Source organism: Pseudomonas entomophila (genome assembly GCF_013523165.1).
In the GTDB taxonomy this organism is placed as follows: domain Bacteria; phylum Pseudomonadota; class Gammaproteobacteria; order Pseudomonadales; family Pseudomonadaceae; genus Aquipseudomonas; species Aquipseudomonas entomophila_A.
Map to the genome: position 1 here is coordinate 129,228 of NZ_JAAMQI010000005.1, position 16,796 is coordinate 146,023.

The following is a 16,796-nucleotide window of genomic DNA, read 5'->3' on the forward strand; positions in this document are numbered from 1 at the left end:
ATAGCCAATGCAACTGATTCCCATTCATCAAGGGAGCAGTGATCCACCTATAACGATTCGCGCGACAGGGAGCGCCTCGATGTACACAGGTCCACTTCACGCCTCCATCCCCCCACGCCGCCTGGGTCGGCTGTCCTTGCTGACGCTGGCGTTGCTGGCCAGCGGCCTGTACGGCCCCTTCGTCATGGCCGAGCAGCCTGCCCATGCCCGCCCCTCCCCGGCCGGCCAGTCCACCTTCGCCATCGAGCAACAGCCCCTGGCCTCGGCGATCGAGGCCTTCATCCAGGTCACAGGTTGGCAGGTCGGTTACCCGGCCGCCCTGGCCACCGACGTGTCGTCACCCGGCGTGCAGGGCGCCTTGCCGGCCGAGCATGCCTTGCACCGCCTGCTGCAAGGCACGGGGTTGCGTCATCGTCTGGTCGAACGTGGCAACGTGGTGCTCGAACGCGACCCGACCGGTGTCGCCATCGCCCTGCAACAGCTGACCGTCAGCGCCACGCGTACGCCCCAGGACATCGCGTCGGTGCCGAGCACGGTCAGTGTGCGCACCCGCGAGCAGCTGGACCGGGAGAACGTCAACGACATCAAGCAACTGGTGCGGCACGAGCCCGGCGTCACCGTCGGTGGCGTCGGCCAGCGCAGCGGCCTGAAGGGCTACAACATCCGCGGCATCGACGGTGAGCGCGTGCTCACGCAGGTCGACGGGGTGACCGTTCCCGACGGGTTCTTCTACGGCCCCTACGCGCACACTCAACGCAACTACGTCGACCCGGAGATCGTCAAGCGCGTCGAGATCCTGCGCGGGCCGGCCTCGGTGCTGTACGGCAGCAACGCGATCGGTGGCGCGGTCAGCTACTTCACCCTCGACCCCGACGACATCCTCAAGCCCGGCCAGGACGTCGGCGCACGCCTCAAGACCGGCTACGATTCCTCCGATGACAGCTGGCTGACCTCGGCTACCGTCGCCGGTCGCCAGGGCGACGTCGAGGGCCTGCTGCACCTGAGCCAGCGCAACGGCCACGAAACCGAATCCCACGGCCACCGCGGGGGCACCGGCCTGGCACGCACCGAAGCCAACCCTCAGGACGTGCGCACCACCAACGTGCTCGCCAAATTGGGCTGGCACCTGGCCGACGATGCGCGCCTGGGGCTGACCTACGAGCACTACAAGGACGACCGCGACCAGAACCAGCTCAGCGCCGTGGGAGGGCCGTTCGGCAACGGTCGCCCGCGGGGCTTTTACCGCAGCCGCACCGGCAACGACACGGTGTTTCGCGAGCGCGTGGGGCTCGACAACCAGTTCGCGCTCGACACACGCCTGGCCGACCACGTGAAGTGGAGCCTGAACTACCAGTTGGCCAAGACCGACCAGTCCACCGAAGAAGACTACTTCCCGTTCAGCTACCGGGTGCTGCGCACGCGCACCACCGCCTACCAGAACCGCCAGTGGGTCTACGACCTGCAGCTGGACAAGGCCTTCGACCTCGCCGCGACGCAGCATCGGCTGACCTACGGGGCGACCTGGCGACACGAACGCATCACCGGCTCGCGCCACGGCACCGCCACCTGCCTGACCGTCGGCGCCAAGTGCCCCCGCCCGGGCGCCGACCGGCCGGACAGCGCCCAGCCACGGGTGAGCGACTTCCCGGACCCGACCTATGACACCTACAGCCTGTTCGCGCAGGACGAGATCCGCTGGCACGACTGGACGTTCCTGCCAGGCGTGCGCTACGACTACACCCACCTGGCACCGACGATGACCGATGCCTACCTGCGCGCGCTGCAAGGCAGCGATGGCCTGCCCAGCCGCATCGACGACGCGAGCAAGACCTGGCATCGCCTGTCGCCCAGACTGGGCGTGACCTACGCGCTCGACGGGCACAACACGTGGTACGCGCAGTATGCCGAAGGCTTTCGCACGCCCACGGCCAAGTCGCTGTACGGGCGTTTCGAAAACCTCGAGAAGGGGTATGTGGTCGAGCCCAACCCTGGCCTGCGGCCGGAGACCAGCAAGGGCCTGGAAACAGGCTTGCGTGGCCGCTACGACGCCGGCGAGTTCGACCTGGCGGTGTTCTACAACACCTACCGCGACTTCATCGACGAGAACGGTGTGCAAGCGGCGAACCTGGATGCCACGTTCCGCGCCAACAACATTCGGCGCGCGACCATTCAGGGCGCCGAATTCAAGGGCCGCCTGAACCTGGACCGCTTCGGCGGCTTCGAGGGGCTGTACGCCCTGGGCTCGGTGGCCTACCAGCGTGGCCGCAACGACGACACCGGCCAGCCGCTGAACAGCATCGCACCGCTGACCGGCGTGCTGGGCCTGGGCTACGAGCAGGTCCGGCATGGCGCGCAGCTGAGCTGGACCTTGGTCCAGCGCAAGCGCCGCGTGGACGACACCCAGTTTTATGCACCCGATGGCAGCAGCACGGGCGTGCGAACCGCTGGCTACGGCGTGCTCGACCTGACCGGCTTCTACACGCTCACCGACGACCTCACGCTCAATGCCGGGCTCTACAACCTCGCGGACAAGACCTACCGCCAGTGGGAGGACGTGCGCACGTACGCCACCGTCGGCAGCAACGGCCAGAGCGAAGCGGCCGTGACCCAGCCGGCGAACCTGGACCGCCTGACCGCGCCAGGGCGCACGGTCGCCGTCAACCTGGTGTGGGACTTCTGACCGCCTGCCCTGCCTTCTGATTCATTGGCCGGCCAGGGCGATCGTCACGCACGCGATCGCCCTGGCTCATCGTGCTGGATACCTGTTCATTCGCCTGGAGACCTCGCCATGACCCACACCCCACCTGCCGACCGACCCAGCCTGCGCTCGCAACGGCTGAACCACGTGACCCATGCCCCTCACACCGTGCTGGACGCCCTGGTCAAGGCCCACGCGCCCTTCGACAGCCGGGCGCGCTTCGCCCGTTTCGTCGCGGCCCAGTACCTGTTCCAGTCGGAGCTGCAACCGCTGTACGACGATCCACGCCTGATCGCGCTGTTTCCCGATCTGCCCCGACGCTGCCGTGCCGAGCAGGCGCGCCTGGACCTGGGCGATCTGGGCCTGCCTGTCCCGGCCGCCGTCGAGGGCGCGCCGACCGCGCTCGACCTGGGCAATGCACTGGGCTGGATCTTCGTCTCGGAAGGCTCCAAACTGGGCGCTGCGTTCCTGATCCAGCGCGTCGAGGCCCTGGGCCTGTCGGCGCACTTCGGCGCACGTCACCTGGGCGAACCCGACGGGGGCCGTGCCGAAGGCTGGAAGCGCTTCGTGCGTACGCTCGATGCGCTGACACTGAACGTCGACCAGGAGGTCGCCGCCGAGCACGGCGCGGTCGCGGCCTTCGAACGTTTCACCGTTTTGCTCCAGCATGCCTACGCGATCGACACCGCGTACGCCTGACCCGTACTCGACCGCTGATGCCGGCGGTCGAACCACCGTTGCTCGAGACCATGACCCAGCCCGCCCGATCCAAACTGTCCCGCCTGCTCTACGCGCTCCTGGCCTACACCAGCCTGGGCATCGGCCTGATCGCGATCGTCATCCCCGGGCTGCCGACCACCGAGTTCATCCTGCTCGCGGCCTGGGCGGCGACGCGCAGTTCACCCAAGCTCAGCGCCTGGCTGGAAACGCATCGGGTGTTCGGGCCGATCCTGCACAACTGGCGTAATGGCAAGGTCATCCAGCGCCGGGCCAAGGTCAGCGCGACCCTCAGCATGCTCGTCTGCGCCGTCGTGATGCTGGTCTGGCTCGAACACCGCTGGCCGGTGTTCCTGGCCATCGGCGGCATGGCGCTGGGCAACCTGTGGATCTGGTCGCGTCCTGAACGCGTCGTCATGACGCCGCCCCCTGCCCCCTCTTCGCAGGACCGCAAGTCGTGAGAGGGTTGACCTGCATCGCGACCTGTCATGCACTGCTCGGCAGGCAAAGACGCCTGTTCGCATTCACGTCACCCTGAGGAGATCGACATGGCCCGTTTCGTACCTGGTCACCTGCACATCGAGCGTCATGCGCTGAACAAGGACGATCACAGCTATGACCTGAACCTGGACTACGCGCTCGCCCAGGACCCTCAGGAGGGTCAGGGCATGCAGTTCCGGTTGCACGGTACGGTTCAGGAGGCGGCCCTGGACGAGACGTTCTTCCTGCCCAAGGACCAGGCGTTCGACTTCGCTCGTCACGCCACCCGCATCGCGCACCGATATGGGCTGCCCAGCAGTGCCGGCATCGTGTCGGCGCATGCGTCCTACGATGCGATGTTCGAGGACGTCCGCGCCCAGCTGGATGTACACCCGGGCGACCCGGTCAAACCGGAACACCTGGTGTAACCGCAGCCGACGGGAAAGGCGCGGCCCTGTGCAGAGCCGTGCCCGAACTGACTGCCATGGGTCCTGTCGGACCTGCGACCGGCGAGGGCGTGGCACCTCCGGCAGAGCGAATCGCCCAGCGGATACGCCGCACGGCCTGCCAGGCCGGCCAAACCCCACCGATTCCTCCACACCGCCGTCAGACCCCAGGCATACTGCGCGCTTCTACCCTGCGGCCACTCCCCCATGCGCATCCACGTCAGCTTCATCGACCGCGTCGGCATCACCCAGGAAGTCCTGGCGCTGCTTGGCGCCCGCCACCTCAACCTCGATGCCGTGGAGATGGTCCCGCCCAACGTCTACATCGATGCCCCCACCCTGAGCCCCGCCGTGCTCGAGGAGCTGCACGACGCGCTGTTCGAGGTGAACGGCGTGCAGGCCGTGGAAGTGGTCGACATCCTGCCGGGCCAGCGCCGTCACCTGCAGCTCGACGCCCTGCTGGCAGCCATGAGCGACCCGGTGCTGGCAGTCGATCGCGCAGGGCTGGTACTGCTCGCCAACCCGGCGTTCATCGCCTTGTGCGGACGCGAATCGGCCGGGCGCTCGATCGCCGAGCTGTTCGGTGACCCGGCTTTGCACCAGGCGCTTCTGGACAACAACTTTCGCCTGCCGATGCGCGAGATGCAGCTCGATGGCCAGAGCCTGCTGCTCGATGCCACGCCGATCACCGACGCCGGCGGGCTGCTGACGTTGTACCCGCCGCAACGCATGGGCGAACGGCTGTCGGCCCTGCAGCATGGCCATGCCGAGGGGTTCGACGCCTTGCTCGGCGAGTCGACCGCCATCCGCACCCTCAAGGCACGGGCCCTGCGAGTGGCCGTGCTGGAAGCGCCCTTGCTGGTGCAAGGCGAGACGGGGACCGGCAAGGAACTGGTGGCGCGTGGCTGTCATGCCGCCAGCAGTCGTCGCAATGGCCCTTTCCTGGCGCTCAACTGTGCGGCGCTGCCCGAAAGCCTCGCCGAGAGCGAGCTGTTCGGCTATGCGCCCGGCGCCTTCACCGGAGCCCAGCGCGGCGGCAAGCCGGGGTTGATGGAGCTGGCCAACCACGGCACGGTGTTTCTCGACGAAATCGGCGAGATGTCGCCCTACCTGCAGGCCAAGCTGCTGCGCTTTCTCAGCGATGGGACGTTTCGCCGGGTAGGGGGCGACCGCGAGATCAAGGTCGATGTGCGCATCGTCAGCGCGACCCATCGTGACCTGGAGGCCATGGTGGCGCAGGGCAGTTTCCGTGAAGACCTGTTCTACCGCCTGAACGTCCTCAACCTTCAGGTGCCGCCCCTGCGCGATCGCGGCCAGGACATCCTGTTGCTGGCGCACATGTTCATGCAGCAGGCCTGCGCCCAGATCCAGCGCCCCGCCTGCCGCCTGGCCACGGCGACCCACGCTGCGCTGGCCGCCAACCCGTGGCCGGGCAACGTGCGGCAGTTGCAGAACGTGATCTTCCGGGCGGCCGCCATCTGCGAAGGCCCGTGGGTGGGAATCGACGACCTGGACATCGCCGGCACGTCGGTCGCCGGCCGACAGGAAGCCGAAGTCGTCAGTCTCGAGCAGGCCGTGGAGGCCTTCGAACGCGAACTGCTGCAAAAGCTCTACGCCAGCTTCCCGTCCACACGCCTGCTGGCTGCCCGCCTGGAGACGTCGCACACGGCAATCGCGCATCGCTTGCGCAAGTACGGCATTCGGAACCTCGGCTGATCGTAACGATTTCGCTACGATGTAGCGATATCGTTACAAGCCTGTGAAAGTGGTGGTTCTAAGGTTAGCGCCGAAGCGCCTAAGGGCTGACTTTCGTCAAGAGGCGCAAACACTGCAACGTTTTCGTTACAGCCTGTGCACTACGACTGTCTTCACGGCCGATACCGCTCGTCCTGGCGACCGTTTCCTCAGTGAAAACAAAATAAAGCACGTGCCCTGCCAGGATGCTTTTGGGCGCTGGCCAGGCATGCACATGGCCTGCATGCCTCGCTCGAGCGTCACTGACGTCGCAGGATCACGCTGAACCCCGTCAGGCCTGTGCCTGCCCACCCGGCATCGTCCAGGCAGGTTGGCCGCGTTATTGCTACGCAGTCACTCCGAGCACTTCACGTGGCACGACGCACCGCCTTCCTGACCCGTCGGCACCCCTGGACGCCGTGCGCTTCATCGAACGATCACCACAGGTCGAGGCTAACAGCACATGCCCTATACACTTGGCACCGCCAACGAATTCGTCAACCGCCACATCGGGCCTGACCACGATGAGGAGCTGGTCATGCTCCAGACCCTGGGCTTCGACTCGCTCGAGGCGCTGACCGATGCCGTCATTCCTGCAGGCATCAAGGGCAGCAGCGTCCTGCCCGCTGGCGATGGGCAGAGCGAAGCCCATGCCCTGGCTGCACTCAAGGCCATCGCCGAGCGCAACCAGCTGTTCAAGAGTTTCATCGGCCAGGGCTACCACGGCTGCCACACCCCGGCGCCGATCCTGCGCAACCTGCTGGAAAACCCGGCGTGGTACACCGCCTACACGCCCTACCAGCCGGAGATCTCCCAAGGCCGCCTGGAGGCGCTGCTCAACTTCCAGACGCTGATCAGCGACCTCACCGGGTTGCCCATCGCCAACGCGTCCCTGCTCGACGAAGCCACTGCGGCGGCCGAAGCCATGACCTTCTGCAAGCGCCTGTCGAAGAACAAGGCCAGCGAAGCGTTCTTCGTCTCCTGCCACTGCCACCCCCAGACCGTGGACGTGCTGCGCACACGGGCAGCGCCGATGGGCATCGAGATCGTGGTGGGCGACGAGCAGGCCTGGCCGGCTGATGCCTCGTTCTTCGGCGCCTTGCTGCAGTACCCGGCCAGCCAGGGCGATGTGGTCGACCACCGCGCGCTGGTGGAGCGCCTGCACGGTGCCAATACTCTGGTAGTGGTCGCCGCCGACCTGCTGGCGCTGACCCTGCTGACGCCACCGGGCGAGTTCGGCGCCGACGTGGCCATCGGCACGGCCCAGCGCTTCGGCGTGCCCCTGGGGTTCGGCGGCCCGCATGCGGCCTACTTCGCCACCCGTGACGCCTTCAAGCGCGACATGCCGGGGCGGCTGGTCGGCGTGTCGGTCGACCGCTTCGGTGCGCCTGCGCTGCGCCTGGCCATGCAGACCCGCGAGCAGCACATCCGGCGCGAGAAGGCCACCAGCAACATCTGCACGGCGCAGGTTCTGCTGGCCAACATCGCCAGCATGTACGCGGTGTACCACGGCCCGGCCGGCCTGACGCGCATCGCCCAGCGTACCCACACGCTGACCAGCGTCCTGGCGGCCGGCTTGCGTCAGCTGGGCGTGAACGTGACCACGCAGGTGTGGTTCGACACCCTGACCCTGGCCACGGGCGCTGCCACGGCGCAGGTGCACGAACGCGCCCGGGCGCAGCGGATCAACCTGCGGGCGATCGACGATCGGCATGTGGGCCTGTCACTGGACGAGACCACCACGCCTGCCGACGTCGAGACGCTCTGGGCCCTGTTCGCCGAGCAGCAGCCTTGCCCGGACTTCGAGGCCCTGGCCGACACGGCGACTTCGCCGCTGCCGACGCACCTGCTGCGCCAATCGGCCTTCCTGCAGCACCCGGTGTTCAACCGTCACCACAGCGAAACCGAACTGATGCGCTACCTGCGGCGCCTGGCCGACAAGGACCTGGCCCTGGACCGCAGCATGATCCCGCTGGGCTCGTGCACCATGAAGCTCAATGCCGCCAGCGAGATGATCCCGGTCACCTGGCCGGCGTTCGCCGACGTGCACCCGTTCGTACCCGCCGAGCAGAGCCAGGGGTACCGTCAGCTCACCGACGAACTCGAGGCGATGCTCTGCGCCGCGACGGGCTACGACGCCGTGTCGTTGCAGCCCAACGCCGGTTCACAGGGTGAATATGCGGGCCTGCTGGCGATTCGTGCCTACCACCGCAGCCGTGGCGAGGCGCACCGTGACGTCTGCCTGATCCCGTCTTCGGCCCACGGCACCAACCCGGCCACCGCCCACATGGCAGGCATGCGTGTGGTGGTGACCGCCTGCGATGCGCGTGGCAACGTCGACCTCGCCGACCTGCGTGCCAAGGCCGAACAGCATGGCCCGAACCTGGCTGCGTTGATGATCACCTACCCGTCCACCCACGGCGTGTTCGAGGAGGCGATCAAGGACATCTGCACCTTGATCCACACCCATGGTGGCCAGGTGTACATCGATGGCGCCAACATGAACGCGATGGTCGGGCTGTGCGCACCGGGCCAGTTCGGTGGCGATGTCTCCCACCTGAACCTGCACAAGACCTTCTGCATCCCCCATGGCGGCGGTGGGCCGGGCGTCGGCCCGATCGGGGTCAAGGCACACCTGGCACCGTTCCTGCCGGGCCATGCGCGCCTGGGCAATGCGGACGGCGTGGTGTGCGCCGCACCATTCGGCAGCGCCAGCATCCTGCCGATCACCTGGATGTACATTCGCATGATGGGCGGCAGCGGCCTGAAGCGCGCCTCGCAGGTGGCCATCCTCAACGCCAACTACATCGCCCGTCGTCTGGAGGCGCATTACCCGGTGCTGTACGCCGGCAGCAACGGCCTGGTGGCGCATGAATGCATCCTCGACCTGCGTCCCCTGAAAGAGACCAGCGGCATCACGGTGGACGACGTGGCCAAGCGCCTGATCGACTTCGGTTTCCACGCTCCGACCATGTCGTTCCCGGTGGCGGGCACCTTGATGATCGAGCCTACCGAGAGCGAGTCGTTGCACGAGCTGGAGCGCTTCTGCGAAGCGATGATCCGCATTCGCGAGGAGATTCGCGCCGTCGAGACCGGCCACGCGGATCGGGAGGACAACCCCCTGAAGAACGCGCCGCACACGGCTGCCGAACTGGTGGGCGACTGGCCGCACGGCTACGGGCGCGAGCAGGCTGTGTACCCGGTGCCGAGCCTGGTGCAGGACAAGTACTGGCCGCCGGTAGGTCGAGTCGACAACGTCTTCGGTGATCGCAACCTGGTGTGCGCCTGCCCCTCGATCGAAAGCTATCAGGAGGCGTGAGGAATCAGTATGAACGACACACTACACACGACCCCGCTGCATGCCCTGCACGTCGAGCTGGGCGCACGCCTGGTGCCGTTCGCCGGCTACGAGATGCCCGTGCAGTACCCCCTGGGCGTGCTCAAGGAACACCTGCACACCCGTGCGCAGGCCGGGCTGTTCGACGTGTCGCACATGGGGCAGATCCTGTTGGTCGGCGAGCGGGCCGCCGCGGCGCTGGAGACCCTGGTGCCCGTGGACATCATCGACCTGCCGCAGGGCCTGCAGCGCTATGCGCTGTTCACCGACTCCAATGGCGGCATCCTCGATGACCTGATGGTGGCCCGACTGGGGCAGGACCGGTTGCTGCTGGTGGTCAACGCCGCCTGCAAGGCGCAGGACCTGGCGCACCTGCAGCACCATCTGGAAGGGCAATGCGACATTCACGCCCTCTTCGAGGAGCGCGCCTTGCTGGCCCTGCAAGGGCCGGCGGCCGTGCAGGTGCTGGCGGACCTGGCGCCCGAGGTGGCGTCGATGACGTTCATGCAGGTGCGCGAAGTGCGTCTGCTGGGTGAGAACTGCATCGTCAGCCGCTCGGGCTACACCGGTGAAGACGGCTTCGAGATCTCGATACCCAGCCCGGCGGCAGAGGCGCTCGCCCGGCGCCTGCTGACCTACCCGCAGGTCGAGGCGATCGGCCTGGGCGCCCGCGATTCGCTGCGTCTGGAGGCGGGTCTGTGCCTGTATGGGCACGACATGAGCGTCGACACCACGCCGCTGGAAGCGGGGCTGGGCTGGGCGATCTCCAAGGTCCGTCGCACCGGGGGCGCACGTGCCGGGGGTTTCCCGGGCGCCGACCGTGTGCTGGCGCAGTTTACCCAAGATGTGGCGCGCAAACGGACGGGGCTGCTGGTCCAGGAACGGACACCCGTGCGCGAAGGGGCCGAGATCGTCGATGACCAGGGGCGTGTCATAGGTACCGTCTGCAGCGGTGGTTACGGCCCGACATGCAGTGCGCCGGTGGCCATGGCCTACCTCGAGACCCGGACACCGCCGCAGACACGCCCGTTGTTCGCGGTGGTACGGGGCAAGCACGTGCCCGTGACACCGAGCACGATGCCCTTCGTGGAGACGCGTTACTACCGGGGTCGATGACGACGACAGGGCGGTTCGGCGTGTTCGTTTTCGAACCCGCCGGCAGCCCGCTCGATGGGGCATCAGCCCAGGCGCCATGCGGCTTCCAAGCTGTCGCGGACGGTCGATGAAGGGCGCATGGCAAGGGGGTTGGGAGGGCTTGTATTTGTCGCCGAAGTTGGCGTAGAGTCGGCTCACTGTGTTTGCGTGGGTCGCAACAGTTCGTGACCTGGGCCAGTAGCCATAACCTGCTACAACCCGTTCGTCGTCCTACTTTCCGCACCCCGGCCCAGTGCACTTTCATACCTGTATGAAAGCAACTGTCATCTCATCCAAGCTTCATAGGAAACAAGACAATGGCTAACCGTCAGAACGGTACCGTCAAGTGGTTCAACGACGAGAAAGGTTACGGCTTCATCACCCCAGAATCCGGCGCGGACCTGTTCGTGCACTTCCGTGCCATCGAAGGTAACGGCTTCAAGAGCCTGAAAGAAGGCCAGAAGGTCACCTTCGAAGCCACGCAAGGCCAGAAAGGCCTGCAGGCCGACAAAGTACAAGTCGTCGAGTGATCGCGACGCGTCGAAGGAACCCTCGCCCGGTGCGGGGGTTTTTTTCGCCTTCACGAAATGCCTGTCCTGCACGAGCGCACCGGTCATGACCCGTCCACTTCTGCGCCCTGCTGGGGATTTTCCACCTGCCGGGCTTGCCGTGCGGTTGGCAGCCATGGCCTATGACGGTCTGCTCTGCCTCGCCCTGCTGATGGTGACCTCAGGCCTCTACACGCTGGCGCGAATGGCCGTCGTGGGCGAAGCGCGTCTACGCGCGTTGAGCGAGGCCGGCGCCCTGGATGGCGATCCTTGGCTGAGGGTCGTGTTGCTGGGAGTGCTGTTCGGATTCTTCGCCCTGTTCTGGATGCGCGGCGGACAGACCTTGGGGATGCAGGTGTGGCGGGTGCGCGTTCAGGACGCAGGCGGCGGCGGCCTCAGCCTGCGCCAGGCCGCGGTGCGCTTCGTGGTCGCGGTCGTCTCGTGGGGATGTCTCGGGCTTGGGTTCGCCTGGGCGCTGCGTGACGGACAGCGGCGCTGCTGGCACGACCTGTGTTCGGGCAGCCGACTGGTGCGGTTGCCCAAGCGCCTGGCCTGAGGCGCATCGAGAGAGCCGATCGCCTGCTGAATGTCGAGGGTTCAGGTCGTCGTCGAGGACCCTATCGCGGGCAAGCCCGCTCCCACAGGACCGCGATGGCCTGCATCGCCGCAGTGGGGCTACGGGTGTAGGAGCGGCCCCTGTGCCGCGATAGATCCTGCAGCGCCGCACGGGTGCAGGGCTGCACGGTCCGGCAAGCGGCCGTGGAGACCGCTTGCCGGGCACTGCCGCTCAGCCGGCCCGGCGCAACAGCCAGACCCCGGCCAGGGCGCAGATACCGGCCGGCAACAGCACGGCCAGCAATGGCGGGAAGCCGAACACCTGGCTCGAGGGCCCGAGCAGGTCCTGGGCGATGCGGAACACGAAGCCCACCAGCACGCCGGTGAAGACCCGCTGCCCCAGCGTCACCGAGCGCAGTGGCCCGAAGATGAACGAAATCGCCATCAGTACCAGCGCCGCCGTCACCGCCGGCTGCAGGATCTTGGTCCAGAACGCCAGCCAGTACCGCGCGTTGTTCAGGCCCTGGTCGCTGAGGTAGTGGATGTAGTCCCACAGCCCGGTGATGGACAACGACTCCGGCGCCAGGATCACGGTGTTCAGCAACTCGGGCGTGACCGACACGTCCCAGCGCTCTTCGTCGGCCTTGACCACTTCGGTGTGATCGCCACGGAACCAGGTCGTGCTGACCTCGTTGAGCGTCCAGTGATCGGTCGCATAGGTCGCGCGTCGGGCGAAGCTGGCGCTGAGGATCTTGCGCTGATCGTCGAAGCGGTAACGCGTCACCCCCAGCAGCAACCCGTTGGGCTGGACCGAGTTGATGTGCACGAACTCTTCGCCCTGGCGGTGCCACATGCCGTGCTTGGAGCTCTGCGATTCGCCCGCGCCCTGGGCCAGCGACCGACGTGCCTGCGCCGCGTTCTCGGTGGCCGGCGCCACGTACTCGCCGATCAGCAGGCCGGCCAGCATCAGCACCAGCATCGGTTTCATGACCGCCCAGACGATTCGCCCGATCGACACGCCCGCGGCGCGCATGATGGTCAGTTCGCTGCTGCTGGCCAGCGTGCCCAGGCCGATCAGGCAGCCGATCAGCGCGGCCATCGGCAGCATGTCGTACAACCGCCGCGGAGCGGTGAGCAGTACGTACCAACCGGCTTCCCACACGGTGTAGGTGTCGCTCAGGTCGCCCATCTCGTCGATGAAGGCGAACAGCGAGGCCAGGCCGAGGATGATCCCCAGCACCGCCAGAATGGCCAGCAGCACGCTGGTGCCGATGTAGCGATCCAGCTTGGTCATTGGGTCACCCCCGCACGGCGGGCGGCACGCTTGAGCTTGAGCGGCTCCCAGTACAACAGTGCCAGGCCGATCAGCAGGAACACCCCGTGGACCCACCACATGCCCAGGCCGATGGGCAGCTTGCCCTTCTCCAGGGCGCCACGCACGGAAATCAACATCGTCAGGTACGCCATGTACAGGAGGATCGCCGGCAGCAGCTTGAGGAAGCGGCCCTGGCGCGGATTGACCCGCGACAGCGGCACGGCCATCAGGGTCACGATGAACACCAGGATCGGCAGCGACAGGCGCCACTGCAGCTCGGCCCGCTCGCGCAACCCTTCCTGGCCGATCAGTTGCATCGTCGGGATCGCTTCGCGCTCGGTGACTTCCTCGCTGACTTCCGGCTTGGGCAGCAGCACGCCGTAGGTGTCGTACTGGATGGCGCGGTAGTCGGCCTCGCCTGGGTTGCCGTCGTAGCGGTAGCCGTTCTCCAGGATCAGGTAGCGGTTGCCGTCAGGACGGACTTCCTGGTGGCCACGTTCGGCGACCAGCACCGAAGGGCCACGTTCCTTGGTCTTGTCCTGGTTCAGGCGCTTTTCGGAAATGAACACACCGCCCAGGTTGGCCCGGTCATCGGACAGCTCCTCGGTATAGGTCACCCGCGTGCCGTCGCGCAAGGTCTGGAAGCGGCCTGGCACCAAGGTGTCGAACTCGGTCAGCGCATCCTGCTGGCTGATGATCTTCTGCACCTGCGCCACGCCGACCGGCGCCAGGCTCAGGCTCAGCCAGGCCACCAGCACGGCGATCAGCGCTGCCGGGGCCATGGTCAGGGCCAGCAGGCGCTGCTGGCTCATGCCGGTGGCCGACAGCACCGTCATCTCGCTTTCCAGGTACAAGCGTCCATAGGCCAGCAGGATGCCAAGGAACAGCCCCAGTGGCAGGATCAGTTGCAGGAAGCCGGGCAGGCGGAAGCCCATGATCAGGAACAGCACGCCAGGATCGAGCGCGCCCTGGGCCGCCTGGGCCAAGTACTTGATGAAGCGCCCGCTCATGATGATCACCAGCAGCACGGCGCTGACGGCGCTCAAGGTCACCAGGACCTCGCGGGAGAGATAACGGAAGACGATCAAACCAGACACTCCTGGGTTGTCAGGGACGAACAGCCGGACAATGGGTACAGACAGCGGCTACCAAGGCCGGTTCGCCAGCGGCGGGCCGCCTCGTGAAGTGCGCGCATTATCCTGTGATTGACCGCGCCTGTCACTTCACGACGCGCGACCTGTCATGCCGGGGTTGTCAGCGCGCCTGCCGCAGGCTCAAACTGGCAGCTTTTCGACTGGCCTGCCTTCGCACGGCCAGCTCCGCCGGGCGGGCTCGAACGGGCCGCCCACTGATCGAACATTCGGGGATCCTGACATGGAACTGGTTGTAAAGAGCGCAGCGGCTGCATCGGTGAAAACCGCCACCCTGGTCCTGGCGATCGGCGAAGGCCAGGTGCTGGGCAACAGCGCCCAGGCCATCGATTCGGCCAGCGGTGGCGAACTCGGCCGTGTGCTGGCCCGCGGTGACCTGGCCGGCAAGCCGGGCCAGACGCTGCTGCTGCAGGGCCTGTCCGGGGTCAAGGCCGAGCGCGTGCTGCTGGTGGGGCATGGCAAGGAAAACGCACTCGGCGATCGCGCCTGGCGCAAGCTGGTCACGGCCGTGGCCGGTGCCCTGAAGAACCTGGCCGGCAGCGATGCGACCCTGGCCTTCGACGACCTGCGTGTCGAGGGCCGCGAAGGCCACTATGGCAAATACCGCCTGCTGGCCGAGACCCTGCTCGACAGCGAGTACGTGTTCGACCGCTTCAAGCTCACCAAGGCCGAGCCGCGCGCCCTGAAGAAGCTCGCCCTGCTGGTCGACGACGTGGCCGTGGACGACGCCGAACGTGCCGTGCGCCACGCCCGCGCCATCGCCGGTGGCATGGCGTACACCCGCGACCTGGGCAATCTGCCGCCGAACATTTGCCACCCCAGCTTCCTCGCCGAGCAGGCCAAGGACCTGGGCAAGGCCCACAAGAAGCTCAAGGTCGAGGTCCTCGACGAGAAGAAGATCAAGGACCTGGGCATGGGCGCCTTCTACGCCGTCGGCCAGGGCAGCGACCAGCCGCCGCGCCTGATCGTGCTCAACTACCAGGGCGCGAAGAAGTCCGAGCAGCCCTTCGTGCTGGTGGGCAAGGGCATCACCTTCGACACCGGCGGCATCAGCCTCAAGCCGGGCGCCGGCATGGACGAAATGAAGTACGACATGGGCGGCGCCGCCAGCGTCTTCGGCACCCTGCGTGCGGTCCTGGAGCTGGAGCTGCCGATCAACCTGGTGTGCCTGCTGGCCTGTGCCGAGAACATGCCCAGCGGCGGCGCCACCCGCCCGGGCGACATCGTCACCACCATGAGTGGCCAGACCGTCGAGGTCCTCAACACCGATGCCGAAGGCCGCCTGGTGCTGTGCGACACCCTGACCTACGCCGAGCGCTTCAAGCCGCGTGCGGTGATCGACATCGCCACGCTGACCGGCGCCTGCATCGTGGCCCTGGGCAGCCACGTGTCGGGCCTGATGGGCAACGACGACGCGCTGGTCGAGCAATTGCTGTCCGCCGGCAAGCGCGCCGACGACCGCGCCTGGCAGCTGCCGCTGTTCGACGAATACCAGGAACAGCTGGACAGCCCGTTCGCCGACATCGCCAACATCGGCGGCCCCAAGGCCGGCTCCATCACGGCGGGCTGCTTCCTGTCGCGCTTCGCCAAGACCTATGCCTGGGCGCACCTGGACATCGCCGGCACCGCCTGGATCAGCGGCGGCAAGGACAAGGGCGCCAGCGGTCGCCCCGTGCCCCTGCTGACCCAGTACCTGCTCGACCGCATCGAGGCCTGAGGCCCAGGGCCGACACCCTCACCGGGTGTCGGCCTGCCGTATTCCCATGAGCCAAGTCGACTTCTACATCCTGCCCACCCCCGCCCTGGCGGCGCGGCTGGCGTTCGCCTGCAAGCTCTGCGAGAAGGCCTGGCGGCTCGGCCACCCGGTCTATCTGCACTGTCAGGACGCCGAGCAGCGCGACGCCCTGGACCAGCAACTCTGGCAGTTCAAGGGCGAGGCCTTCGTGCCCCATGATCGGGCCGAGGAGAACGCCGACGGCCCGGTGGTGCTGGGCCTTGGTGCCCAGATCGGACCGCGTGCCGGGCTGCTGATCAACCTGGGCGCCGAGGTGCCGGCCTTCGTCGGCCAGTTCGAGCGCATCGCCGAGATCGTCGTCGAAGAGCCAGGCAGTCGCGAGGCGGCGCGAGAACGGTTCCGTTTCTACCGTGAACAGGGCTATGCTCTGCACAACCACCGCCTACAACGACTCTGACGCCGATGGACAAGCCTGCGCACCTGCCCCGCTCCACGCACCTGCTGGATGACCTGGAATCGATTCGCCAACTGCTCGGCGACCACGACCTCCAGCCACCCTTGCTGACCGAGACCGTCGAGCACGCCGTGCCCGCACCCATCGCCGTGGCCGCCGACCCCGTCGTCACTGACCTCGTTCCTGCCAGTGCCACGTCCCCGGCCGACACGGCCCAGGCCCGCCGCCAGGACACCCTGTTGCACCTGGACGCCGACCTGCGCGCCGCGGCTCAGCAGATCATGCAGGACGTGATCAACGACTTCACCCCTCACATCGAAACCGAAATCAAGCGCCGCCTCGATGCGCGCCTGGAGCGCCTGCTCAAGCGGACCGAGTGAGCTGCACGCTGCACATCAGCACGTCAGCCCCGCCTCGACGTCCTGCGACGCCCTGCACATCCATGACTCATCGCGCTATCGTCCGCTCGTAGCTGACCGCTTGCCGCTTGCC

General features: G+C 67.0%; 14 protein-coding genes. 12 read left to right on the top strand and 2 right to left on the bottom strand.

Annotated features, from left to right (window positions below; translation table 11 throughout):
• Window positions 1-79: 79 nt before the first annotated feature.
• The 9 genes from G7Z99_RS05645 to G7Z99_RS05685 all read left to right on the top strand — a co-directional run bounded on the left by G7Z99_RS05645 (window position 80) and on the right by G7Z99_RS05685 (window position 11,650).
• Window positions 80-2,680, top strand: coding sequence for a TonB-dependent receptor (locus G7Z99_RS05645; RefSeq protein ID WP_181092603.1), 2,601 nt, complete (start codon window positions 80-82; stop codon window positions 2,678-2,680).
• 108 nt (window positions 2,681-2,788) lie between these two features.
• Window positions 2,789-3,397 (top strand): biliverdin-producing heme oxygenase, encoded by a 609-nt coding sequence (locus G7Z99_RS05650; protein ID WP_181092604.1) that lies wholly within the window; start codon window positions 2,789-2,791, stop codon window positions 3,395-3,397.
• A 50-nt stretch (window positions 3,398-3,447) separates the two neighbouring features.
• Window positions 3,448-3,876 (top strand): YbaN family protein, encoded by a 429-nt coding sequence (locus tag G7Z99_RS05655; protein ID WP_181092688.1) that lies wholly within the window; start codon window positions 3,448-3,450, stop codon window positions 3,874-3,876.
• Between the two features lie 87 nt (window positions 3,877-3,963).
• Window positions 3,964-4,323 (top strand): DUF5064 family protein, encoded by a 360-nt coding sequence (locus G7Z99_RS05660; protein ID WP_181092605.1) that lies wholly within the window; start codon window positions 3,964-3,966, stop codon window positions 4,321-4,323.
• A gap of 225 nt (window positions 4,324-4,548) precedes the next feature.
• Window positions 4,549-6,057: a sigma-54-dependent transcriptional regulator gene (locus G7Z99_RS05665; RefSeq protein WP_181092606.1), complete on the top strand. Its 1,509-nt coding sequence runs from the start codon at window positions 4,549-4,551 to the stop codon at window positions 6,055-6,057.
• 481 nt (window positions 6,058-6,538) lie between these two features.
• Window positions 6,539-9,394 carry an aminomethyl-transferring glycine dehydrogenase gene (gene gcvP, locus G7Z99_RS05670; protein WP_181092607.1) on the top strand — a complete coding sequence of 952 codons (2,856 nt, stop codon included), beginning with the start codon at window positions 6,539-6,541 and terminating at the stop codon, window positions 9,392-9,394.
• A 9-nt stretch (window positions 9,395-9,403) separates the two neighbouring features.
• Window positions 9,404-10,528, top strand: coding sequence for a glycine cleavage system aminomethyltransferase GcvT (gene gcvT, locus G7Z99_RS05675; protein WP_181092608.1), 1,125 nt, complete (start codon window positions 9,404-9,406; stop codon window positions 10,526-10,528).
• A gap of 335 nt (window positions 10,529-10,863) precedes the next feature.
• Window positions 10,864-11,076 carry a cold-shock protein gene (locus G7Z99_RS05680; RefSeq protein WP_181092609.1) on the top strand — a complete coding sequence of 71 codons (213 nt, stop codon included), beginning with the start codon at window positions 10,864-10,866 and terminating at the stop codon, window positions 11,074-11,076.
• An 85-nt stretch (window positions 11,077-11,161) separates the two neighbouring features.
• Window positions 11,162-11,650 (top strand): RDD family protein, encoded by a 489-nt coding sequence (locus G7Z99_RS05685; RefSeq protein ID WP_181092610.1) that lies wholly within the window; start codon window positions 11,162-11,164, stop codon window positions 11,648-11,650.
• Window positions 11,651-11,881: 231 nt separating this feature from the next.
• On the opposite strand, the gene lptG is transcribed toward G7Z99_RS05685, so the two are convergent.
• The gene (lptG, locus tag G7Z99_RS05690; protein WP_181092611.1) at window positions 11,882-12,943 is read right to left on the bottom strand and encodes an LPS export ABC transporter permease LptG; all 1,062 of its coding nucleotides are present in this window, start codon (window positions 12,941-12,943) and stop codon (window positions 11,882-11,884) included.
• Entirely contained in the window at window positions 12,940-14,052 is a 1,113-nt protein-coding gene (gene lptF, locus G7Z99_RS05695; RefSeq protein WP_181092612.1) for an LPS export ABC transporter permease LptF, read from the bottom strand. Before lptF ends, lptG begins: the two co-directional genes overlap by 4 nt.
• A gap of 286 nt (window positions 14,053-14,338) precedes the next feature.
• Here lptF and G7Z99_RS05700 point away from each other — a divergent pair, with 286 nt between their 5' ends.
• Genes G7Z99_RS05700 through G7Z99_RS05710 form a run of 3 tightly spaced genes read left to right on the top strand, consistent with a single transcriptional unit; the run spans window position 14,339 to window position 16,684 of the window.
• Window positions 14,339-15,832, top strand: a complete 1,494-nt coding sequence (locus G7Z99_RS05700; protein WP_181092613.1) for a leucyl aminopeptidase — start codon at window positions 14,339-14,341, stop codon at window positions 15,830-15,832.
• A 46-nt stretch (window positions 15,833-15,878) separates the two neighbouring features.
• Window positions 15,879-16,307, top strand: a complete 429-nt coding sequence (locus G7Z99_RS05705; RefSeq protein WP_181092614.1) for a DNA polymerase III subunit chi — start codon at window positions 15,879-15,881, stop codon at window positions 16,305-16,307.
• A 5-nt stretch (window positions 16,308-16,312) separates the two neighbouring features.
• The gene (locus tag G7Z99_RS05710; RefSeq protein WP_181092615.1) at window positions 16,313-16,684 is read left to right on the top strand and encodes a DNA polymerase III subunit chi; all 372 of its coding nucleotides are present in this window, start codon (window positions 16,313-16,315) and stop codon (window positions 16,682-16,684) included.
• Window positions 16,685-16,796 lie beyond the last annotated feature (112 nt).

Coding starts and splice junctions, on each gene's coding strand:
- G7Z99_RS05645 (WP_181092603.1), top strand. CDS start 80: ATGTACACAGGTCCACTTCACGCCTCCATCCCCCCACGCCGCCTGGGT.
- G7Z99_RS05660 (WP_181092605.1), top strand. CDS start 3,964: ATGGCCCGTTTCGTACCTGGTCACCTGCACATCGAGCGTCATGCGCTG.
- G7Z99_RS05665 (WP_181092606.1), top strand. CDS start 4,549: ATGCGCATCCACGTCAGCTTCATCGACCGCGTCGGCATCACCCAGGAA.
- G7Z99_RS05710 (WP_181092615.1), top strand. CDS start 16,313: ATGGACAAGCCTGCGCACCTGCCCCGCTCCACGCACCTGCTGGATGAC.
- G7Z99_RS05650 (WP_181092604.1), top strand. CDS start 2,789: ATGACCCACACCCCACCTGCCGACCGACCCAGCCTGCGCTCGCAACGG.
- G7Z99_RS05680 (WP_181092609.1), top strand. CDS start 10,864: ATGGCTAACCGTCAGAACGGTACCGTCAAGTGGTTCAACGACGAGAAA.
- G7Z99_RS05685 (WP_181092610.1), top strand. CDS start 11,162: ATGACCCGTCCACTTCTGCGCCCTGCTGGGGATTTTCCACCTGCCGGG.
- G7Z99_RS05655 (WP_181092688.1), top strand. CDS start 3,448: ATGACCCAGCCCGCCCGATCCAAACTGTCCCGCCTGCTCTACGCGCTC.
- G7Z99_RS05700 (WP_181092613.1), top strand. CDS start 14,339: ATGGAACTGGTTGTAAAGAGCGCAGCGGCTGCATCGGTGAAAACCGCC.
- gcvP (WP_181092607.1), top strand. CDS start 6,539: ATGCCCTATACACTTGGCACCGCCAACGAATTCGTCAACCGCCACATC.
- gcvT (WP_181092608.1), top strand. CDS start 9,404: ATGAACGACACACTACACACGACCCCGCTGCATGCCCTGCACGTCGAG.
- lptG (WP_181092611.1), bottom strand. CDS start 12,943: ATGACCAAGCTGGATCGCTACATCGGCACCAGCGTGCTGCTGGCCATT.
- G7Z99_RS05705 (WP_181092614.1), top strand. CDS start 15,879: ATGAGCCAAGTCGACTTCTACATCCTGCCCACCCCCGCCCTGGCGGCG.